The sequence below is a fragment of the Rhizobium mongolense subsp. loessense genome, from assembly GCF_900099775.1.
Taxonomy (GTDB): domain Bacteria; phylum Pseudomonadota; class Alphaproteobacteria; order Rhizobiales; family Rhizobiaceae; genus Rhizobium; species Rhizobium loessense.
Genome location: NZ_FMTM01000004.1, coordinates 169,932 through 190,954, shown reverse-complemented (window position 1 = coordinate 190,954; position 21,023 = coordinate 169,932). Strand labels below are relative to the sequence as shown.

At 58.8% G+C, this 21,023-nt stretch carries 17 protein-coding genes and 1 pseudogene; 14 read left to right on the top strand and 4 right to left on the bottom strand.

What is annotated here, in order from left to right; all coding sequences use genetic code 11:
• Window positions 1-2: 2 nt before the first annotated feature.
• The 11 genes from dhaL to BLP23_RS15785 all read left to right on the top strand — a co-directional run bounded on the left by dhaL (window position 3) and on the right by BLP23_RS15785 (window position 12,011).
• The gene (gene dhaL / locus BLP23_RS15835) at window positions 3-650 is read left to right on the top strand and encodes a dihydroxyacetone kinase subunit DhaL (protein WP_092585750.1); all 648 of its coding nucleotides are present in this window, start codon (window positions 3-5) and stop codon (window positions 648-650) included.
• Window positions 651-720: 70 nt separating this feature from the next.
• The gene (locus BLP23_RS15830; protein WP_092585749.1) at window positions 721-1,974 is read left to right on the top strand and encodes an extracellular solute-binding protein; all 1,254 of its coding nucleotides are present in this window, start codon (window positions 721-723) and stop codon (window positions 1,972-1,974) included.
• Between the two features lie 92 nt (window positions 1,975-2,066).
• Window positions 2,067-2,966, top strand: coding sequence for a carbohydrate ABC transporter permease (locus tag BLP23_RS15825; protein ID WP_092585748.1), 900 nt, complete (start codon window positions 2,067-2,069; stop codon window positions 2,964-2,966).
• Entirely contained in the window at window positions 2,963-3,847 is an 885-nt protein-coding gene (locus BLP23_RS15820; protein WP_092585747.1) for a carbohydrate ABC transporter permease, read from the top strand. The genes BLP23_RS15825 and BLP23_RS15820 overlap by 4 nt, the downstream gene beginning before the upstream one ends.
• A 28-nt stretch (window positions 3,848-3,875) precedes the next feature.
• A complete protein-coding gene (locus BLP23_RS15815; RefSeq protein WP_092585746.1) occupies window positions 3,876-5,405 on the top strand; it encodes a DUF5060 domain-containing protein in 1,530 nt (509 codons plus the stop codon).
• 12 nt (window positions 5,406-5,417) lie between these two features.
• Window positions 5,418-6,488, top strand: coding sequence for an ABC transporter ATP-binding protein (locus tag BLP23_RS15810; protein WP_092585745.1), 1,071 nt, complete (start codon window positions 5,418-5,420; stop codon window positions 6,486-6,488).
• A gap of 270 nt (window positions 6,489-6,758) precedes the next feature.
• Window positions 6,759-7,814: an AraC family transcriptional regulator gene (locus BLP23_RS15805; protein ID WP_092585744.1), complete on the top strand. Its 1,056-nt coding sequence runs from the start codon at window positions 6,759-6,761 to the stop codon at window positions 7,812-7,814.
• Window positions 7,815-7,970: 156 nt separating this feature from the next.
• Complete coding sequence (locus tag BLP23_RS15800) at window positions 7,971-9,587, top strand: DUF1254 domain-containing protein (RefSeq protein ID WP_092585743.1); 1,617 nt, start codon at window positions 7,971-7,973, stop codon at window positions 9,585-9,587.
• Window positions 9,588-9,637: 50 nt separating this feature from the next.
• The gene (locus BLP23_RS15795) at window positions 9,638-10,426 is read left to right on the top strand and encodes a DUF2092 domain-containing protein (protein ID WP_092585742.1); all 789 of its coding nucleotides are present in this window, start codon (window positions 9,638-9,640) and stop codon (window positions 10,424-10,426) included.
• 62 nt (window positions 10,427-10,488) lie between these two features.
• Window positions 10,489-10,713 (top strand): hypothetical protein, encoded by a 225-nt coding sequence (locus tag BLP23_RS15790; protein ID WP_233426741.1) that lies wholly within the window; start codon window positions 10,489-10,491, stop codon window positions 10,711-10,713.
• Window positions 10,714-10,775: 62 nt separating this feature from the next.
• Complete coding sequence (locus BLP23_RS15785) at window positions 10,776-12,011, top strand: alpha/beta hydrolase (protein ID WP_092586103.1); 1,236 nt, start codon at window positions 10,776-10,778, stop codon at window positions 12,009-12,011.
• Between the two features lie 88 nt (window positions 12,012-12,099).
• Here BLP23_RS15785 and BLP23_RS15780 read toward each other — a convergent pair whose 3' ends face one another.
• Genes BLP23_RS15780 through BLP23_RS15770 form a run of 3 tightly spaced genes read right to left on the bottom strand, consistent with a single transcriptional unit; the run spans window position 12,100 to window position 15,394 of the window.
• Window positions 12,100-13,218: a site-2 protease family protein gene (locus BLP23_RS15780; protein WP_092585740.1), complete on the bottom strand. Its 1,119-nt coding sequence runs from the start codon at window positions 13,216-13,218 to the stop codon at window positions 12,100-12,102.
• A gap of 3 nt (window positions 13,219-13,221) precedes the next feature.
• A complete protein-coding gene (locus BLP23_RS15775; RefSeq protein WP_092585739.1) occupies window positions 13,222-14,007 on the bottom strand; it encodes a slipin family protein in 786 nt (261 codons plus the stop codon).
• A gap of 28 nt (window positions 14,008-14,035) precedes the next feature.
• Complete coding sequence (locus BLP23_RS15770) at window positions 14,036-15,394, bottom strand: NfeD family protein (RefSeq protein ID WP_092585738.1); 1,359 nt, start codon at window positions 15,392-15,394, stop codon at window positions 14,036-14,038.
• A gap of 925 nt (window positions 15,395-16,319) precedes the next feature.
• On the opposite strand from BLP23_RS15770, the gene BLP23_RS15765 reads away from it, so the two are divergent.
• Both BLP23_RS15765 and BLP23_RS15760 read left to right on the top strand, forming a co-directional pair.
• Window positions 16,320-16,670, top strand: coding sequence for an antitoxin Xre/MbcA/ParS toxin-binding domain-containing protein (locus tag BLP23_RS15765; RefSeq protein WP_092585737.1), 351 nt, complete (start codon window positions 16,320-16,322; stop codon window positions 16,668-16,670).
• Between the two features lie 9 nt (window positions 16,671-16,679).
• Window positions 16,680-16,934, top strand: a pseudogene (locus BLP23_RS15760) (RES family NAD+ phosphorylase); the annotation flags it as partial.
• 94 nt (window positions 16,935-17,028) lie between these two features.
• On the opposite strand, the gene BLP23_RS15755 reads toward BLP23_RS15760, so the two are convergent.
• The gene (locus tag BLP23_RS15755; protein WP_092585736.1) at window positions 17,029-18,318 is read right to left on the bottom strand and encodes an ABC transporter substrate-binding protein; all 1,290 of its coding nucleotides are present in this window, start codon (window positions 18,316-18,318) and stop codon (window positions 17,029-17,031) included.
• 185 nt (window positions 18,319-18,503) lie between these two features.
• Here BLP23_RS15755 and BLP23_RS15750 point away from each other — a divergent pair, with 185 nt between their 5' ends.
• Entirely contained in the window at window positions 18,504-21,014 is a 2,511-nt protein-coding gene (locus BLP23_RS15750; protein WP_092585735.1) for a hypothetical protein, read from the top strand.
• The last annotated feature ends 9 nt before the right edge of the window (window positions 21,015-21,023 follow it).

Here is a 21,023-nt window from a genome sequence, read left to right as displayed (position 1 = left end):
CAATGGCCATCACAACCAGGGATCTGCAGCACCTGTTTGCGCGCATCGCCGAGGACATGGCGAAGAACCGCGACCATCTTTGCGAGCTGGACGGTGTCATCGGCGATGGGGACCATGGCCTCGCGATGGATGCTGGTTGCCAGGCCGTCGCTAAGGCCGTTGGCGAACTCGACTCCACCCAGACTGCGCCGACGCCTGTGTTCAACACCGCCGCCAAGGCATTTTTGAACGCGGTCGGCGCTTCCTCGGGGCCACTGTATGCCACGGCATTCATGCGCGCCGGAACTGCCGCGAAGGACAAGCAGGCATTGAGCGACGACGACTTCCTATCTGTTGTCGCGGCGATGGTTCAAGGCATCCATGAGCGCGGCAAGGCAGAGCTCGGCGAGAAAACGATGATGGACGCCTGGGGGCCGGCGGCCAATGCTGCACTGGATGCCCGGCGTCGGGGCGCCTCCCTCTCCCAATGCTTGGCGGCCGCAGTTCAAGCGGCGCGCGACGGCTGTGAGGCGACGAGCGGCATGATCGCCGGCAAGGGTCGCGCGGCCCGGCTCGGTGACCGGGCCATGGGACACGTCGATCCGGGCGCGGCCTCGGCCGTCATCGTGATTGAAGCGATGGCGTGGTTGGCGTCGACACGTGATGGTTAGCTCATCATACCAGTTGACATGTCAATGACTATCTGCAAAAAGGAGGTCGGCTTACAAGAGGAGGACGGTAATGCTGACCCCATCTGCGAAATTAAAGTCTGTGAGCATCGTTGCCATGGCCGTCGCGGCACTATCGGCAACGCCGGTTCTTGCAGAGGAAATCACGCTCTGGACCCTCAACTTCGACAACAATGCCGCAAATGTCGCCCTAAAGAAGGTTGCAACAGATTTCGAAACCGCAAACCCCGGCTCCCATGTCGAGATCGTCCAGCGCGCTGTCGACGAGCACAAGACAGCCTTGCGCGTCGCTGCAGGTTCCGACAAGGGACCCGACATTTATTTTAGCTGGGCGGGCTTGGGACTTGGCGGCGAATACGTCAAGGCCGGCCTGTCTTTGCCGCTCGACAAGTACTACGCCCAGTACAAATGGAACGACGAACTGCTGCCCTCGGCCGCGGCTTTCGCCGCCCTTTATCCGGGCGGCAAGCACGGCGTGCCGTTCACATTCAAGGGCGAAGCGGTCTACTACAGCAAGAAGCTCTTCGAACAGGCCGGCATCAAGGACGAGCCCAAGACTTATGACGACCTTCTCGCTGCAGCCGAGAAGCTGAAGGCTGCAGGGATTCCCGCCTTCACGTTCGGCGGCACCGTCAATTGGCACGTCATGCGTCTGGTAGACGTAATCCTCGAGACCAAATGCGGCTCCGAAAAGCATGACGCGCTGAAGGCGATGAAGGTCGACTGGACGAAGGAGCCCTGCGCGACGGAGGCGTTCGGGGAATTTGCCAAATGGACGAAGGACTACACGCTGCAGCCGTTCATGGGCATTGACAACAAGCAGTCCTACAGCCTCTTCACCGCAGGTCGTGCAGCGATGATGCTCGAAGGCGACTGGCTGGTCGGCCAGCTTGACGGCTCTGGTGCAAACCTCGACGACTACGGCATTTTCCCGTTCCCGACCAACACCGACCGTCTCTATGGATTTGCCGAATACAACTACATCAGCACCAAGAGCAAGAACCCCGACATAGCGGCGAAGTTCCTCGATTACTTCCTTTCGACGAAGGTGCAGCAGGATCTGGTCGGTCAGATCAGCTCGACCTCGGTCAACAAGAACGTAGAATACTCCAACGTGAAGCCGCTCCAGCAGGAATGGCTGGATATCTTCAGGAAATACGGCAAGGTCTACATGAACGGCGACCAGGCGTTCCCGCTTGATGTCACGACGGAATACTTCCGCGTCATCAACGACGTCGCCTCTGGCAGCGTGGAGCCTGCTGAAGCGGCCAAGCAGTTACAGAGCTTCATTGCAAGCCGCACCTGATTCCTCCCAAGGCGCCGGTTGATCGGAATCCGAGATCGGCCGGCCCCCCTTTTCATGAGCTGGCAGCGGTTCTCCACTGCCAGGAGGAGAGCATGTCACTTCGACAATCGACATACGATCCGCGCGTGCAAGCGCTCATTCTGCTGGTGCCAGCCTTGGCAGTCTATGCAGTGTTTGCCCTCTATCCGATGCTCAACGTCGTCGTCCTGAGCTTCCAGAAATGGAACGGACTGGACCCGCATCGGCAGTTCGTAGGCCTGGCAAACTACTCGGCGATCTTCACGAAAGACCCCGTTTTCTGGGTAGCCTTCCGCAATACGGTCATCTGGACGGTAATGAGCCTGATCTTCCCACCAATGGTCGGGCTCCTCTTGGCACTCAGTCTCAATCAGAAGATTTTCGGCCGCAATAGCCTTAGGGCGGTTTTCTACCTACCGGTCATCATTGCGCCGATCGCTGTCGCCACGATGTGGAAATGGATGTACGATCCGTTCTTCGGCCTCTTCAGCCAAATGCTCACCTCCTGGGGCATGCAGGGCTGGATCAAGGACTGGCTGGGCAACAAGGATATCGCCCTCTATTCCGTCTTCGTCGCCTATCTTTGGCAAACTGTCGGCTTCTCGATGGTCCTGTTTCTGGCGGGCCTGCAGAATGTATCACAGACGCTTGTCGAGGCCGCGCGTATTGATGGGGCTGGACGGTGGGCGGTGTTCAAGCACGTGACTTTGCCGGCGTTGCGCCCAACCATCACCATCGTTCTCGTTCTTTCCATCATCTCGTCGTTGAAGGCGTTCGACATCGTTTATGGTCTGACAGGCGGCGGGCCGGCGCAGTCGACTCAGATGCTCGCGCTCTGGGCGTTCACGCAGGCCATGCAGATCTTCGATTTCGGCCGCGGCGCCGCAATATCCGTCGTACTGCTCCTGATCACCATAAGCGTGGTCATCCCCTATCTCAGATGGACCCAAAAGCACGAGGAGGTTGAATCGTGACAGCAGTGCCGACTGGTTCGACCACTATGCGCCTCACGACCGAGCCATTATCAGTGAGGCGAGATCCCATCTTGCTCGGTCTGTGGGTCGCCTTGGTAATCGTGGCACTGATCTGGATCGCGCCGTTCGTCTTCATAGTCTTCACATCCTTAAAGACGCCGGCGGCGGTGACGGGCACGGGCGCGTTCATGCCTCCGACTGAACTCGCCTTGGAGAACTACAGTGCAGCGTGGAGCCGCGGCAATTTCGCAAGCGCCTTCTTCAACAGCGTCATCATCACGGTCATCAAGGTGCCGTTGGGCCTGATGCTATCGGCGATGGCCGCCTACGCCCTTGCCAAGATCAAGCTCATGATCAGCAAAGCACTGTTGCTGCTCGTCGTGTTCGGCACGATGATTCCCTTCCAGGTGATGCTCGCCCCGTTATTCACCCTGGTGAACTCGTTCGGCCTCATCGACACCTATCCCGGTGTCATTCTTCCCTACATCGCGTTCGGCGTTCCATATCAGGTTTTCATTCTGCACGGGTTCTTCAAAGGGATTCCCAAGGAACTCTCGGAAGCAGCGCTCATTGACGGCGCAAGCCATTTGACGATTTTCAGACGGATTTTTCTGCCGGTCTGCCTTCCTGTCCTTGCAGCACTGCTCATTCTCGACTTCGTCTCCACGTGGAACGAGTTCGCCATGGCGCTGGTGCTGCTGCAGGATCAACACATGTGGACCCTGCCGCTCGGCCTGATGTCATTCCAGGGCCAGTTCTCGAGCAACTATGGTCAGCTCAACGCTGCGATCGTCATGACGGTCCTGCCAGCGACGATCGTCTATCTGATATTCCAGCGCTATTTCGTATCCGGCCTCACCTCCGGTGCGGTCAAAGGCTGAGAATCGACATTTTTACGAGGAGAATGTGATGTCCGATGCAACCGTCGAAAAGTGGGGAATGTTCGAAGCCTCCTTTCAGGGGCCTTGCGACGGAAACCCCTACGTCGACGTGGCATTCGATGCCGTGTTCACGCACAAGAGCCGGCAAGTGCGTGTGCCGGGCTTCTATGATGGCGATGACACCTATCGTATCCGCTTTATGCCCGACGTCGAGGGACAATGGTCTTTCCGCACTCGCTCCAAGATCGCCGCACTCGACGGAAAGACCGGCTTTGTGGTGGCGACCGCGCCATCGGCAGGCAATCACGGTCCGGTGCGCGTGCGAAACAAATTCCACTTCGCCTACGCGGATGGGAGCCCGTTCTTTTCCTTCGGTACGACCTGCTACGCTTGGACCCACCAGCCGCTTAGGATGCAAGAACAGACCCTTGAGACCCTCAAGAAGACCCGCTTCAACAAGATCCGGATGGGCGTCTTTCCGAAGGATTATCCATACAACGTCAACGAGCCCCTTTACGCGTGCTTCGAGAAGGGCGCAGATGGCAAGGAAGACTTCGACAGACCTAACCCTGTGCTCTTCCAGCATCTCGACAAGCAAGTGGCCGCGTTGTGCGAGCTCGGCATCGAGGCGGACATCATCATGTTCCACCCATACGACAGGTGGGGCTATGCAGACATGTCCGCAGAACAGGATTTCCGCTATGTCGCCTACCTGGCGGCGCGCCTGTCAGCTTACCGCAACATCTGGTGGGCTCTTGCCAACGAGTACGACTTCTTGATCGATACCAAGCCGATGGCGCAGTGGGATCGATACTTCCAAATTTTGGAGGAAAATGACCCTTACCAGCATCTGCGCTCGATCCACAACGGCGACGTGACGGCAAACTATGATCATCGCAAGCCATGGGTAACGCACACCTGCATTCAGAACCCGGACGTCAAGCGGACGCAGGAGTGGCGAGATGCGTATGGCAAGCCGGTCGTGAACGACGAGCCGGAATACGAGGGCGACATCCTGCAGTCCTGGGGCAATCTGAGCGCACAGGAGCTCGTTCACCGCTACTGGATCACCCTCACGCGCGGCGGCTATGCCGGCCATGGTGAAACCTATGCGCATCCCGAAGACCTTATCTGGTGGGCGAAGGGTGGTGCGCTTCATGGCGAAGCCTGGAAGCGCATCGGCTTCCTCCGCGACCTGGTAGAGGCAGATGCGAAACATGGCCTGAACCCGATCGGCCCGGTCACGGAATGGCCGTGGTCTCGAGTTTCGGGAGCGCGTGACGGCGACGGGGACTTCCGTCTCATCTATTTCGGCGAGCATCAGCCGATTATCTGGTCATCGGGCCTGCCTATGGATAGCGACGACTACGACGTCGATCTTATCGACACCTGGGAGATGACAGTCACATCTGCCAAGAAGGTAGCGGCCCCGGTGACCCATCCTGTGCGGCACGGTGCGATCGTCCGGGGAGGCAAGCCCGACGCGGCCTTTGGTGTCGAAATTCCGCGCAAGCCATATCAAGCCCTGCGCGTACGCAAGAAGCGCCAAAGGGTATAAAAGAGGTCCCCTATGTCTGGGTTGAGCATCAAAGACGTTAAGAAGTCCTTCGGCGCGGTCGACATTATTCACGGCGTGGACGTCGAGATCGCCGACGGTGAGTTTGTCATTCTCGTCGGCCCTTCTGGCTGCGGCAAGTCGACGTTGCTGCGTATGATTGCCGGGCTTGAGGAGATTAGCGCTGGCCAGATCAGCATTGAAGGTCGGATTGTAAACCACCTTCAGCCGAAGGATCGCGATATTGCGATGGTTTTCCAGAACTACGCATTGTACCCACAAATGACGGTCGCGCAAAATATGGGATTTGCCCTCGAACTCGCCGGGGTGAAGCGGCCAGAAATCGAACACAAGGTAGGGCAAGCTGCGGCCATTCTGGGGCTGCAGCCCCTGCTCGATCGAAAGCCGGCCCAGTTGTCGGGCGGACAGCGACAGCGCGTTGCAATGGGTCGCGCCATTGTTCGAGATCCAAAAGTGTTTCTCTTCGACGAGCCCCTCTCAAATCTGGACGCAAAGCTGCGGGTGAAGATGAGAGCGGAGATCAAAGCTTTGCACCAGCGCCTGAAGACCACGATCGTCTACGTCACTCACGATCAGATCGAAGCCATGACCATGGCCGACAAGATCGTCGTGCTGCAAGGCGGCCGCGTCGAACAGATCGGCAGCCCGCTTGAGCTCTACGACAGGCCCCGCAACATCTTTGTTGCAGGCTTCCTGGGTTCCCCCGCGATGAATTTTCTCGAGGGTACCTTGCAGGAAACCGGAGGTCCTGCATTGTCGCTATCTGGTGGTTCACGCGTGAAGCTGTCGCAGGCCCCGGCCAACTCGGCAAATCGATCTCTGACGTTGGGCATTCGCCCGGAGGACATCGCCCTGGGCGGCGAGAACGGCGTGGACGCAGTCGTCAAGGTCGTCGAACCTACGGGGTCGGAAACGCATGTCGCGGTAGAGGTCGAAGGCAAGGAACTGACCTGGGTCGTCCGCGAACGCGTGGAGCTGAGCCCGGAACAGCACGTGAAGCTGTCCTTCGAAACGGCCAAGGTCCATTTTTTCGACAGGCAGACCCAGCAGCGCCTTGAAGCTTAGGCCCGGTTCGTCGGCGGCGACCTACCGCAGATGGACCTAGATCGCGGGGCATGTGGTCATTCGCAGAGCGTGCGTCTCTCGCACCAGCGGTCGGGACTCTGATCGAAGCATGCGCAGACGGCAAAAGCGGCAGCCCTCTGGTGCTGCACGAACCATCATTCTCCCCGATCGCCTCGCGGTATATTAACAAACGTTCATATTCGTCGTATATTGCATGCACTGAACTTCTGATTGCGCTTTTTTTCAAGTTACATTGTAGGATGTGCGTATATGCCGGTCACCTTTGGTACGCCCCTGGTTCGCGGCAGCGCGTACCTTCCCTTCGTGGAGTTCATGGAAGAAATCGGTGCGCCGGTCGAGCGCGTGCTCGAGAAGGCGCTCATCCCGGCCCTTGTGCACAAAGATCCGGAAGCGCTCGTTCCCGTTCAATTGGCTCACTCGTTTCTGGACAAAAGTGCTCGCGCCGTGGGCTCGCCCGATTTTGGCTTTGCCGTTGGCGAGCATGCGCGGATTGAAAGCCTCGGCGCGTTCGGAAGGAGCCTGCGGCGGTCATTGACCCTGCATGATGCACTCGGCAAGCTCCACTCGAAATTCCCGCTTTACAGTTCGGCTGAACGTATCTGGTGGTCCCGCACCGGCAACGACGTGCAAATCTTTCATGCCTATACTTGCGAGACGGCAGCCGGCAGCCGATACGCGCAGCAGTGCGCGCTCCTGCTCTTGCGGGATCTCGTGCGGTTGGCCGCCGGACCTTCCTGGCAGCCGGGAGAAGTGCTCTCGCCCAATCCGGTCCTTGACCTCGGGCCGGTGCGGAAGGTCTTTGACGGCGCACGTCTAAGACAGTCGGAATTTACGGGTATTGTCTTTCCGGCGGAAATTTTGAACCGGCCCATGCGCTGGTTCTGGTCCGGAAACGAGTGGGGCGACAAGCACGATCAGACGGCCTTCGAGCGCTCGTCGCCTGCGGGCGATTTTGCGGGTTCGATCAAGCAGGTGATATCGGCGCTGATGAACCGGGGGCGCTGCCAGCTCAGTGATGTCGCCGAGGCTGTGGGCCTGCATCCGCGCACCCTGCAGCGGTACCTGTCCGAATCTGAGGAGGAATATTCCGATCTCCTGGCCGAAGTTCGCTTCGAGACCGCATTAAGGTTGATGTCTGATCCGAGCGTTCGGGTGATCGATGTTGCCTATGAGCTTGGTTACTCCGACCCGGCGAATTTCACGCGAGCGTTTCGCCACTGGACCGGGCTCAAGCCCTCGGAGTTCCGTCGATCGCAAGCTCCTCAGAAGAAGTCCGGCAGCCGCGCCAAGCCCGGCTATTCCTGAATTTTTCTTTTGTCGCGAAATGACAGGACGGAGAACCGCCTGGAGCATAGCATTGAGCCAAGCTTAAAGGCGGGTGAGCTGGCACGCGCATGACTGCGGCTACGGCTGACGTCAGCTGTCGGGGGATGGGAACAGCCAAAAAAGGGGGGAAATTCAATGAAGAGACCGTTCATTGTCACAGGGGTCGCAGCATTCCTTGTGGCGCAAACCGGTATCACCATGGCCCAGGTTCCCGACTACGTTCTACGGTCGCTTTCCGCGCCGGATAAGGTCGCAACGCACCTCGGAACGCTTGAGTTCAAGGACGGGGCACCGAGCAAGGAAACTGTCGAGAAGGTCCGCGACACGCTGGACTTCACGCGCGCCCTCGACGCCTATCTCAACAGCTACAGCGGGGCCTCCGCCTATGCAATCCGCGAAGGTTTCAAAAGCATCGGCGCAGAGGACAACTCGATCGTCATCTTCTCCGACCTGATGGATTCGAATTCGCTCTTTCTCACCGCCAACGCCGATACGATCTATACCGTCGGGACACTCGACCTGACGAAGGGCCCGTTGGTGGTCGAGGTTCCGCCCAAGGCGCTCGGCACCATCAACGATATGTGGTTCGGCTGGGTGATCGACATCGGCTTTCCGGGTCCCGACCGTGGCGAAGGCGGCAGGTATCTGTTCTTGCCGCCAGGCTATGACGGCCCGCTTCCCGACAGTGGTTTCCATATCGGCCGCTCGACAACAAGTCATCTTCTTTATGCCGTTCGCGCCTTTATGGAGAAAAGCGATCCAAAGCCGAGCGTCGACCTGATCAGGAAGAACCTCAAAATCTATCCTTACACGCCCGGTGGATACGGTACGAGCATCGCCACAGCCTTCGAAGGCAAGGTCAGGCTCGCGGCCAATCCGCCCCCTCCCGAAACGAAGTTCGTCGAGGGCAGCGGCAAGGCGTTCAACACCATCCCGCCGAGCGACTATTCCTTTTTTGAAATGGTCGACAAGCTGGTTCAGATGGAGCCGGCCGGCTCGTTCAGCCCCGAACTCACGGGTCAATTGGCCGCCATCGGGATCGTGAAGGGAAAGCCTTTCAATCCCGACGAGCGGATGAAGAAGATTCTCACCGAAGCGGCCGTCATGGGCAACGCTGCGGGCCGGACGCTGAACTGGCGCGCGAACGAATATCCCGGTTGGGCATACTACCCGGATTCAGGATGGTCCAACATGCTGTGGCAGGGGGGCTACAACTTCGAGACGCCACCGCCGAACATCACCAAGGAGGGCTTCTTCGATCCGGTGCCGTCAACCGGCGCGCGCACGCTCGATTCCAGGACCGCGTTCTACTACGCCTATACGATGGATTCCCCCGGCATGATCATGCGGCTGCCCAACGTCGGGTCGCAGTATCTCATGGGCTTCGTGGATGCCGACAAGAACTATTTCGATGGCGCAAAGACCTACAAGGTGACATTGCCGCCGAACATCCCTGAGGCGAATTTCTGGTCGTTCACGGTCTACGACAACCAGACCCGATCGATGCTGCAGACGCCGCAGAAGTTTCCGCGCGCCGGCAGCCAGACTTATCCCTCGCCTGCCGCCGAGAAAAGCACCGATGGGTCGACGACTATCTGGTTTGCGCCCGAGCAGCCCAAGGACGTGCCACGCGGCAACTGGATCCAGACCGTGCCCGGCAAGGGCTGGTGGACGATCCTTCGCCTCTACAGCCCGCTGGAGCCTTTCTTCGACAAGTCATGGCGGCTGAGCGAGATCGAACTCGTGCAGTGATAGTCGCTAGTATTGAAGGTCCACCCAACGCCGCACAGGAGTATGCGCACATGAACCCGACAAAGCTCGTAGCTATGCTTTCGCTGTTCATCGCTTGGTTGGCGCTACCGCTTACGGTCTCGCAGCCGGCGCGCGCCGAGGGTGAGGACGCAAAGAAGATCCTAAAAGCGATGTCCGACTACGTGTCGGGACAGAAACACGTCGTGTTGAAGTACGACGTCGATATCGAGGTGATCACACCTGAACTCGAGAAACTGCAGTTCACCTCTTCAGGCGAAGCAGCCTTGCACCGACCGGACAAGCTGCGGGTTACGCGAACGGGCGGCTACACGGACGTCGAACTCGTTTATGACGGCAAGACGGTCACTGTGCTTGGTAAGCATACCAACACCTTCGCGCAGCTTGAATTGCCTGGATCACTCGACCAGATGATCGATCGTCTGAGAGCCGAGCACAATATTGAAATGCCAGGCGCCGATCTGCTGCTCTCCAATATGTATGATGAGCTGGTTGCCGGCGTAATCCAAGCAAAGCACATCGGTCACGGCGTTGTCGACGGTGTCGAATGCGAACATCTGGCATTCCGCAATCAGGAAACGGACTGGCAGCTCTGGGTCGAGCTCGGCGCCACTCCGATCCCGCGGAAATATGTCATTACCAGCAAGACCCTGGCGGCCGCTCCGCAATACACGCTACGGATCAAGTCTTGGGACACCAGCACGGAACCCGACGCAAAGAGTTTTACCTTCGCCCCGCCTGAGGGCGCGAAATCGATCGAAATCACCGCATTGGCTGATGTCGGCGAACTGGCGGCTCCGGCAGAAGCGCAGAAGGAGTAGTGGAGATGGCTGTTCGTCGAACTGCAACATACATGCTCGCCACCGCCATCGGGGTCCTTGAGATGTTCTGGAGTGGCACACTCCTTCCCGATCAACCGGCTGATCTGATTTCGCAAGCGGAAGCAAGGATTGGGCGGCCATTGACACCAGTCAGCTACGCGGGCGTCGCACGCCGCACGACCCGGCGCGCCGTTTACGCGGGAGCGGCAGCTTCGACCTATTATGCCCCGCAATGCGTGCCGGTCCGGGATGCCTATGGCAAGATCGTTGGCTACCGATGCCCGTAGTCCGTTTTTCACACAAATCGTGCTGGAGGCATTTGCCCATTGCTGCAGGCGTCCTTGCGACGATGCTGGTGGCCTGCGCAAGCCGCCCGACGGGTGTCTTGCAACCAGTCGCCGCATCGCCATCCGCCAGTCAGGTCGCAATGCTGGTCGCAACGACGCGGGGTCGTGCCGATAAGCCGGGCGAGATGTTCAGCGGCGAACGAGCGCTCACGCCAAACTTCGCCGAGATCACGGTATCCGTGCCGCCCGATAGCGCCCGTAAAGCGGGCGAGGTCTCCTGGCCACGGAAGCTTCCCCCGAACCCGGCAACGGATTTTGCGACAGTCAAGGCGCAGGAAATCGATCGGCCGGCGGCGGAAAACTGGTTGAGCCGTTCCGTGCGCAAAAGTCCGGACCGCAGCGTCCTTGTCTTCATCCACGGTTTCAACAATCATTTCGAGGACGCGGTCTTCCGTTTCGCACAGATCGTGCACGATTCCGGTGCACACAGCGTCCCCGTCCTCGCGACATGGCCCTCCAGGGGCAGTCTGCTCGCCTATGGCTATGACCGCGAAAGCACGAACTATACCCGCAACGCCGTCGAGAATTTGTTCCAGTATCTGGCGCGTGATCCGCAGGTCAAGGAAGTCTCGATCCTGGCGCATTCGATGGGCAACTGGCTGGCGCTGGAGTCCTTGCGCCAGATGGCCATCCGCAACGACGGACTGCCGAGCAAGTTCAAGAATGTCATGCTGGCGGCGCCCGATGTCGATGTAGATGTCTTTCGCTCGCAGATTATCGATATGGGCAAGCAGCGTCCAAGATTCACGCTCTTTGTCTCGCGCGACGATCGCGCTCTGGCTGTCTCGCGCCGGGTCTGGGGCAATGTCTCCCGATTGGGAGCAATCGATCCGGAGCAGTCGCCCTACAAGGAGGAAATGGCAGCCAACGACATAACGGTCATCGACCTTACCAAGGTCAAGGCTGGCGACAGACTGCATCACAGCAAGTTTGCCGAGTCACCGGAGATCGTTCAACTGATCGGCGCACGCCTGTCGTCCGGTCAGGCATTGACCGACAGCCGATTGGGACTCGGCGATCACATTGTGGCTGCCACCGCAGGTGCGGCGCACACCGTCGGCGCTGCGGCGGGGCTGGTTGCTTCCGCCCCCCTCGCGGTCGTCGACCAGAACACCAGGCAAAATTATGCCCATCATGTCGAGACTCTGGGAATGTCCGTATCCGGTGGGGGGAGCAGTAGAACAGCCGCCAACAATTGCAATGCCAAAGTCCCAGGGACAAAGGACTGCCCCCAATAGGGCCGATGGGGACTGCCGAGACTGGAAATCTGAATGCAATGAGCGTCAGAATGTTCGGCGCGGGCGAAACTGCGTCTTCTTTCGAGACCTACAAGGACTTGGATCTGCGCAGTCGGCCAAAGCGGAAACCGTCGGCTACGGCCGCACGAACCATCATCATTTCTCCGATCGTTTCATGCGTCAGAAGACCGATGAGATGATCGGCACCGTCTACGACCGCGATCGCCGGAACATTTCCCTGTTGCATCAAACGCAAGCTATCTTCGAGGCTTTTGCGATGATGGATTCTCGGAATGTCGGTACGCATCGCGCTTGCAACCGGCGTGTCCGGACCTTTTTCCTTCAAGGCGCGTATCATGTCGTCGCGCGTCAGCAGCCCTTCAAAGCGGCCGGTGGAATCGGTTACCGGAAATTCGCGCTGGGTTGTCGCAAGCAGCATCTCGATCGCCTCGTCGATACTCGCCGAGCGTTCAAGTTCTACGAATTTGGTGACCATCACGTCGCTGATGAGGACTCTGCTGGAGAGCTCGCGGATCTGCGCATTCTGCGCTTCCGCCGTTGCTGCGAGGTAGACGAAGATACCGATGAAAATCAGCAGTGGATTGTAAAGAAGGCCGACGAAGCCAAAAACAAAGGCTAGGCCCTGGCCGATCGTAGCGGCTATCTGGGTCGCGCGTGACCAGGTGAAGCGCGATGCGAGCGCAGCCCGCAGCACCCGTCCTCCATCCATCGGGAAGGCGGGGATCATGTTGAAAAGTACGAGGAAGATATTGACGCCGGCAAGCCTAGCCAGGAAACCGCCACCAGGATCCTCGACACCGGCCATCTGCTCGATGCCCGCTGAGGCGCCGATGGCAAGAATGATCAACGCCGCAATCGCGACGTTGACGAGCGGGCCGGCGATGGCAATCAGCAGCTCCTGATGAGGCACCTCGGGCATGCGTTCAAGACGGGCGACGCCGCCGATCGGCAGCAATGTGATATCAGGCGTCTTGATCCCGAAGTAGCGCGCAACGGCAATGTGACCGAACTCGTGCAGCACGACGCAGACGAAGACGGCGATGATGAAAACGATGCCGCCCCAGGCCGCCTGCATGCCGCCGATCCGGTAATGCGTCATCCAAATCCACACGAGCAGCAGCGCAAAGGTAATGTGAACCCGTACGGCCGTGCCGGCGATCGTACCCATCTTGAAGGACCAACCCATCGATCATCCCCTTGAGCTTTGCGACGATTGGGCCGATTTGAACGGCATCAGATTGCCGAGCTCCATCGGAAAAGGAAATATGATCGTCGAGGTCTTCTCGCCAGCGATCACGTTCAGCGTACTTAGATAGCGAAGCTGCATGGCCTCCGGCTGCCTGGCGAGGATTTCGGCGGCTTCAAGCAGCTTTGCTGCAGCCTGCTGCTCACCTTCGGCATTGATGACCTTGGCGCGCCGTTCGCGTTCGGCCTCCGCCTGCCGGGCGATCGCGCGGACCATGGATTCATTGATGTCCACATGCTTGATCTCGACATTGGCAACCTTGATGCCCCATGCGTCGGTCTGGGCATCCAGGATTTCCTGAATGTCGCTGTTGAGCTTGTCGCGTTCGGCCAGCATCTCGTCAAGATCATGCTTGCCGAGGACCGAACGCAGCGTTGTTTGAGCGAGCTGGCTCGTTGCCGTCATGAAGTCCTCGACCTGGATCGTCGATCTTTCCGGATCGATGACCCTGAAATAGATGACAGCGCTGACGCGGACTGAGACGTTGTCATGTGAGATAACGTCCTGACCGGGCACATCGAGCACACGCGTGCGCAAGTCCACGCGGATCATTTGCTGGACATAGGGGATCAATAGAATCAAGCCGGGGCCTTTGACGCCGGTGAAGCGGCCGAGCGTGAACACGACGCCGCGCTCATATTCGCGCAGGATCTTGATCGCCGATGCGATCACGAGCAGCAAAACGAGGACGACCACAAGATAAAATGCGAGTTCTGCAAAGATGCCCATGACGCTTCCTCCTGCTTTGTGAAAGCCGCTAAGTCTCCTGCGCCCGGCGCACGACGTCTAACGTCAGCCCGGTTCGACCGGTCACCCTAACGCTATCGCCGGCGACGAGCGGTTCGCTGGAGGTTGCCCTCCAGCGTTCGCCATGCGCGATGACATATCCCGAGGCGCCCTTCCAACTGTCGACTTTGCCCGAAATACCGATCATCTGCTCGGTGCCGGTGCCGACTTTGCGCCGGTGCGAAACGATTGCGAGGCGGGCAACGATGAGACTGAAAGCGAAACAGGCAATGGCGATGCCGGCCAATACGGACGAGGAGACTTCAAGCTCGGGGAGATCCGTGTCGAACAGAAGAGCCGCACCGAGCACCAGTGCAATCCCGCCGCTGATACCGAGGGCGCCGAAAGAGGGCGCGTGCGCCTCGGCCACTGTCAGCCCGGCACCAAGGGCGAGCAATCCGACGCCGGCGTAGCTCACCGGCAGCAATGCCAGGGCATAGAGTCCAAGCAGCAGGCAGATACTGCCGATTGTACCGGGCATCAGGGTTCCCGGGGCAAGAAATTCGAAGATCAGGCCGTATATGCCAATCACCATGAGGATTAGGGCAATGTTCGGATCGGTAATGACGGAAAGCAGGCGCGTTCGCCAATCCGGTTCGAGTACGTGGACAGCAAGCCCTGCGGTTTCGAGCTGGACATCCCTTTGGCCGACCCGCACCTTGCGCCCTTGAGCCTGCCTCAGGAGATCCTCGATGGTGGCCGCGGTGTAGTCGATGACATGCTCTCGTGCGGCGGCGGCCGATGAAAGGCTTGCAGCTTCGCGCACGGCACGCTCTGCCCAGTCGGCATTGCGATTGCGCAGTTCGGCAAGTCCGCGAATATAGGCGACCGCATCGTTGATGGCTTTCGCTTCACTGGCATTGCGTGGTGACTGTGGCTGCCTGCCCGGCTCCTTCGGTTCATCCTTGCCCGGTTCAGGGTCGCCATCGAAAGGGCTTCCGCCAAGCGAGATCGGTGTCGCTGCGCCCAGATTGGTGCCCGGGGCCATGGCTGCAATGTGGCTGGCGTAGAGAATATAAGTCCCGGCACTGGCAGCACGTGCGCCACTGGGCGCCACAAAACCTGCCACAGGCACTGGCGAGGCGATGATCGCGCGGATGATGTCCCGCATCGAAGTGTCGAGGCCGCCCGGCGTGTCCATCTGCAGGACGACCAGGCTCGCACTGGTTTCATCGGCATGTTGAAGACCGCGTTTTACATAGTCAGCCATCGCTGGTCCGACAGCACCGTTCAACTTCAGCACAATGGCAACGCGCTCTGCTGCAAACACAGAAGCTGCGGAAGCGAACGGCGAAATCAGGATCAACGACAAGGCGAGTATTGGCGACATTCGCCGCCAAATCCCTAAGCGCCTTGGCCTCTTCCATAGGATATTCATATTCGAGAATATATGGCGCGGCGGCCAAATGGTAAGACGAACCTCTTTTGCGCCACGCACGAGGCTAACGACGGATCCTGGGCCCCGTTCGTCTTTGATCGTTTACGCTGATAAGACCACTCGTCGAATACAACGATCGGCTCAAGGGCATTGTCTGGGTGAGGCCGACGCCAATCGAATCTCGGCCATTGACGCATGATGGGAAGCCGCGGCATTCGCCATCAAGGGACTGCACGAGATGCAGGATAACGCCGCTTCATCCAAAAAAGCGCGCGTCGAAGCCATACGCCTCACGCACATTAGGGTCCCACATTTGGATGTTCATGCAACCTTTCTAAAGCATTAAATATGGCGCCAAACAACGCCCAACAGTAGGGAGCGCGAATAATTGAGCCAGTTCGAGTGTACGCGTGGCAACAGTGCGTTGCGAACCTTATCGAGCAAAATTTGTTACCTGATCATTGCTGTCATTTTGCTGGCCTTGTGGGCAGGGACGGGTAAAAAGAACGAAGCCCATCAGGCAGCAGTCGCTGAGATTAACGGTCAATCGTAGCGCAAACGATCCCGTCAGGCTGCGAGCGAACTTCGACCGGGATTTGCTTTTCCCTTTGACTGCGAGTTGAAGGTTGCATTGCCACCTTGCCCGCTCGAGAGCTCGCTTCAACGAAAACTGTAGGGTCGTAGGACCGTTCGGCCCTCTCAGAAAGCAGAAGTCCCTAGCTAAGAGCGCGCGGGCCCCTTGCAGCCGCACTCAACCTTTCCATGCAGCCCAATCCGGATCAACTCGCGTTGTTTGCGATCAGTTCGATTAAATGCCGGCGCTTCTGACGCTATATACCGTCAGAGAGATTGGCAGACTTGAACGGAGGTGAGAGAGATGGATCTCGCCCAATATGCGGATAACGGGCTGTTTGCACCGCACAAGATCGCGGACGCCTTCCGCACGACCAGAGAAGAGATCGCCCGCACGGCCGGTCTCGGCAAGGACGCAATCCAACGCAAGGACCGTTTCCGCTCCGGCAAGACGCAGCGGCGTCTGCGCGAGATGATCGAAGTCGTCAACAAGGTCGAGCCGCGCTTCGGCTCGCCTTTGATGGCCTATGCCTGGTACCGCTCAGAGCCCCTGTCCGGCTTCTCGGGCCAGACAGCCATGCAGCTGGTGCGCGACGGCCGTTCGGATGAGGTGCTCGATTATATCGACGCGGTCGACGCCGGCATACATGCATAGTCCCAGCCAATGCGATATGGAGGTAAGCTCAACCGGGCGGTGAACCCGCTCTATGCTCGCCAGCCACTCTCGGGTCGGGGAGCCGAACTCTATGGTGGCCGGTTCAATCCAAAGCGGATGCCGGCGCTCTACACGTCGCTGTCAGTGATGACCGCGTTGCGCGAGGCCAATCAGGTCGGCAACCTCCAGCCTACAACGCTCGTCTCCAACAACGAAAGGCCGAACGCAGTCTTTGGAAGGATCACCGCCAAAACTGTCGAGCATTCACACAGCCTGCACCGACCGTTTGCGCGCTGCGATCCACGGCCTTCGGTCAAGGCCGTGGAGGATTGGCATTCTGCGAGACAAGTGTGGCCGGCTATTTGGCAGCGATTGCCTGGTTGGTCTTGTCGACGTCGGCGCTCATCGCCGCATAGGTTTCGTCGAGCGACAGTTCGCCGACGATCAACTGGCTCATTCTCTGGACGATCAACTGGTAGATCGCTGAGGATCCCTTCATGCGCTCCATGTCGCGCGCTGCCTGCGGCACGTTCTTGCGGCTCGCCAAAAAGACGGCCATCGCATCCTTAGCATTGTCGCTCGCGAGCTTGTACTGCGGGTCCTTGATGTCGGCGCCTGTCAGAATAACGTAATTCTCGGCGACCTCACGCTGGATTTTTTCGGAACCCAGAAACTCGATGAAGGCGGCGACGGTCTCCGGATACTTGGTGCGCTTGAAGCCAACAATCGCGGTGCCGCCCGGCATGGCGTAGCAGCCGGCATCGCCGCACGGCGCGCTGATCGCGGTCCAATCGAAAGCATCGCCAATCTTCTGCTGGAACGGGTTCACCATCCAGTTGCCGGCAAGATAGGTCACGACGTTACCGTTGACGAATTCGTCGCCCATGTTCTTGTACTGGGATCCGCCGGCCGCTCCCCACATTTCCTTCGGGAAGGAACCGTCCTGTGTCCAGTTGTAAAGATCTGCAATGTAACGCTTGGCGGCATCGTCCGGAAACGAGAACTTGCCGTCCTTGACGTAGGTCGCTCCATACGAGAATGCGGCGCCGGAAAAGCGATGCCCCGATCGATCCATCGTGAAGGGAATTTGGGCACCCGTGGCCTTGGCAACACGCGCGGACGCTTCGACGATTTCCTTCAACGTGGCGTCGGGTTTCGGAAGCGGTTCGCCTGCCTGTTCGAAAAGCGTTTTGTTTACAAACGGCAGATTGAATGTCTGCGACGCGACATATCCGTTGATCGACTGCGGATCATTGACGCCCGGAAAGCGAAGAATGTTGAGACTGTCGCCATGCAGCTTGGCGAAACCTTCCGCGTCTTTCATGTAAGGACGCATGTCGAGGTAATATGGCGCAAGCTGCCAGTCGGAAATCTTGGCGACATCCGGCCCCTCGCCGACGGCAAGCTGCACAGGCAGTTGCTTGGAAACGGCGTCATAGCCGGACGACACAAAGTTGACCTTGACGTCGGGATGTGCGGCCTCGAATTCCTTGCTGAGTGCTTCCATTCGCTCGACGTAAGCCTGGTCGTCGTCGGTGAACAGGAAAGTAATCGTCTTGGTTTCCGCCATGGCCATGCTGGACCACGCGAAGGAACCGGCCGTCAGAACGAGCGCGAATGCTGCCGAAATAGAGTGCTTCATTTTCATCCTCCCATGAAAACATTTTCATAAATCGCGATTGAGATCGTCGATGAACGAATTTCATATACTTGACATTCCTGCCGTCAAGCTATTTTCTGCGGCAGTTGCGTGGATATTTGAGCAAAACTTAAAAGAACGCGCACAAAACCGGAAATGAAAAATTTTTCATTCGATTGCGGAGGAGGCGATCTGTGAACGAAGGGCCGGGCCTCGAGGCGGCTGCATACTATGTTGGCCAAGGTCAGACCGTGACGGCTTGGGCGGTTTCTGACCTCATCGCCAGCTATTTTCCTGGCATCGCTGCGACGGCGGAAGATCGCGTCGACTATCGTTTCATCAATGGATTCGTCGACGTTGGGGATCTGCCGTGCCGCAAGGCTTTCTGGTCAACAATGGTCGGGCGGGAACTCATTGCCGATACGTCGTGGCCGACAAAGAGCCTCTACCTACCTGGCCCAAACCGCCGCGTCGAGTTCACCGGATTCTGGCACGTGCCAACCCATCTGCGTCGATGGCTGAGGGGCACTTTCAGGACGGCGTCGCCCCGTCTCTTGCATCTCAGGCTCAAGACCTGCGGCGGCGTTCGCATATGGGTCAATGGGCAGGAAGCGGTGCGTTTCGAACCATTCAGGCGCAATCTGGAAAGTTCAACGGACATCGCGCTGTCGCTGGAAGCCGGCGACAACCAGATTCTCGTTCACTCCGAGGACCTTGCCGAACGCGACACGATCTGGTTCTTCGAACTTGAAGTGCTGGACAAGGAGCCGCTATGCGTACTGTTGCCTGTGGCGCTGGATCAGGACGAAGTCCGCGAACTGGAAAACCTCGCGCGCGGTGTGCGCCCTGCACGCGACGTCTTCGTCAACCAGCCATTGGAACTGGTCTTCGATGCGGCGCCAAAGCGCGACGTGCCGGTGGAGCTGAAGGTCATCGGCCACGGCCATGAGCGGCCGGTTCTTGCACACTCGCTCTTGACCCTGCGTGCCCATCAAAGCCGTCTCATAGCCGAAAATGTGTGTCGCATTGCAGATGGCTATCATGGCGTGCATCTGACGATAGGCAGCGGGCCGGGGTCGGTCACGCGCGTCATCGATGCCGCCTTTCTTGCAAACATTTCTCCATCGTCACTCAAGGCGACACTGAAGGATCGCAAGCGACAAGCGCTCGAATACAGCGCCCGCTTCGGTGCTGATCGTGTGGCGCGCATCATTGCAATGATGGAAACCGGCTACCAAGACCAGGCGAGTTTTGACCGCATCATAAATGCAACGCTCGCCGCCATCGATGCGCGTGAAGATTGCTCGGATTTCATCATGGTGCCGCTCCTTTGGCTGCTTGGCGCCCATGCCGCTCAAATGCCGGCCGGCACCGCCGATCGCATAAAGCACTCCGTTCTTTCTTACCGCTATTGGGTCGACGAACCGGGCAATGACGCAATGTGGTTTTGGAGCGAAAACCACGTGCTGTGCTTTCACACAAGCCAGCTCTTGGCAGGGCTTTTCTTGCCGCAGGAGACCTTTTCAGCTTCGGGCAGGACAGGAAGACAGCAGGCAGAGCTCGCCGCCGCGCGCCTGGCGCGCTGGTTCGACAGTGTGGAAGCCCACGGCCTTGCGGAATGGAATTCGGCGGCATACTACCCGGTCGACTTCATCGGGCTGCTGGCGCTGGAGCGCTGGGCTGAGGCGCCTATTGCCGACCGCGCGCGTGCGCAGCTCGATCTCATTTTCCGGATGATCGCCCTGCACACGCTTTCTGGTGTTCCGGCCGGATCGCAGGGCCGCGCCTATGACAAAGAGCTGCGCGCCGGCCCTCTGACCGAGCTCGCTCCCTTCGCACAGGTCGCTTTCGGAACCGGTTGGCTCAACAACGGGGTGGCATCGTTGCCGTTGTTTTGCGCCGGCAGCTACGAACCGCCTGCCGATCTCGCCGATCTTGCAAACCTGGTGCCCGGCAGAAGCGTGGAGGCTCGCTATAGTCAGGGCCTGGAGAGCGCAAAGCTCGTCCTTTTCAAGAACGAAGCCGCACAGCTTTCGACCGTCATCGATCACAAGACTGGGCAGAAGGGACATCAGCAGCATGTCATCGATGTGCGCCTGGCTGGCCATCCCATGGCAAGGCTCTGGATCAATCATCCTGGCGAAGATGATCCATGGGGCAATCAAAGGCCGTCCTATTGGGCCGGCAACGGCATCCTGCCGCGCGTCGCCCAGCATCGTGATGTCGCCCTCCTGATTGAGGAAACCCGCGATGCACGGCATGCATGGACGCATGCCTATATCGGCCGCGACGGTCTGGACGATCTCATCATCGACGCCAATTGGCTGATGGCACGCTCGGGCAACGGTTTTTCTGCAATCTACGCGTCAAACGGTCTGGACCTGATTTCGGACGGTCCAACGGCTGGCCGAGAAGTGCGTTCCTACGGGTCGCTTTGTGGCTGGGCAGCGATCGTCGGATGCGGCGATGGCGACGCGTTCACGACCTTCGTCGAGCGCATCCGCCAGACGGCGGTCTCCTTCGAGCCCGAGCGTCGGCGTCTTGTGCTGACGCCAAGGGGCGGTCCGGCCATCAGTTTGTCTTATGTCGACGGGCTGTCGCTCGGTGGGCAGGCCAGGCCCTTGGCTCACGATCAACCGCATCCAATCCTTACCTACGACAGTGCAGCATCCGACGCTGGCACTGAAAGACCATTCTACTCTTGAATATAGGTG

Excerpts from the sequence above, each read along its gene's own strand:
- dhaL (WP_092585750.1), top strand. The coding sequence starts at position 3 with ATGGCCATCACAACCAGGGATCTGCAGCACCTGTTTGCGCGCATCGCC.
- BLP23_RS15830 (WP_092585749.1), top strand. The coding sequence starts at position 721 with ATGCTGACCCCATCTGCGAAATTAAAGTCTGTGAGCATCGTTGCCATG.
- BLP23_RS15825 (WP_092585748.1), top strand. The coding sequence starts at position 2,067 with ATGTCACTTCGACAATCGACATACGATCCGCGCGTGCAAGCGCTCATT.
- BLP23_RS15815 (WP_092585746.1), top strand. The coding sequence starts at position 3,876 with ATGTCCGATGCAACCGTCGAAAAGTGGGGAATGTTCGAAGCCTCCTTT.
- BLP23_RS15810 (WP_092585745.1), top strand. The coding sequence starts at position 5,418 with ATGTCTGGGTTGAGCATCAAAGACGTTAAGAAGTCCTTCGGCGCGGTC.
- BLP23_RS15805 (WP_092585744.1), top strand. The coding sequence starts at position 6,759 with ATGCCGGTCACCTTTGGTACGCCCCTGGTTCGCGGCAGCGCGTACCTT.
- BLP23_RS15800 (WP_092585743.1), top strand. The coding sequence starts at position 7,971 with ATGAAGAGACCGTTCATTGTCACAGGGGTCGCAGCATTCCTTGTGGCG.
- BLP23_RS15795 (WP_092585742.1), top strand. The coding sequence starts at position 9,638 with ATGAACCCGACAAAGCTCGTAGCTATGCTTTCGCTGTTCATCGCTTGG.
- BLP23_RS15790 (WP_233426741.1), top strand. The coding sequence starts at position 10,489 with ATGTTCTGGAGTGGCACACTCCTTCCCGATCAACCGGCTGATCTGATT.
- BLP23_RS15785 (WP_092586103.1), top strand. The coding sequence starts at position 10,776 with ATGCTGGTGGCCTGCGCAAGCCGCCCGACGGGTGTCTTGCAACCAGTC.
- BLP23_RS15780 (WP_092585740.1), bottom strand. The coding sequence starts at position 13,218 with ATGGGTTGGTCCTTCAAGATGGGTACGATCGCCGGCACGGCCGTACGG.
- BLP23_RS15775 (WP_092585739.1), bottom strand. The coding sequence starts at position 14,007 with ATGGGCATCTTTGCAGAACTCGCATTTTATCTTGTGGTCGTCCTCGTT.
- BLP23_RS15770 (WP_092585738.1), bottom strand. The coding sequence starts at position 15,394 with ATGTCGCCAATACTCGCCTTGTCGTTGATCCTGATTTCGCCGTTCGCT.
- BLP23_RS15765 (WP_092585737.1), top strand. The coding sequence starts at position 16,320 with ATGGATCTCGCCCAATATGCGGATAACGGGCTGTTTGCACCGCACAAG.
- BLP23_RS15755 (WP_092585736.1), bottom strand. The coding sequence starts at position 18,318 with ATGAAAATGAAGCACTCTATTTCGGCAGCATTCGCGCTCGTTCTGACG.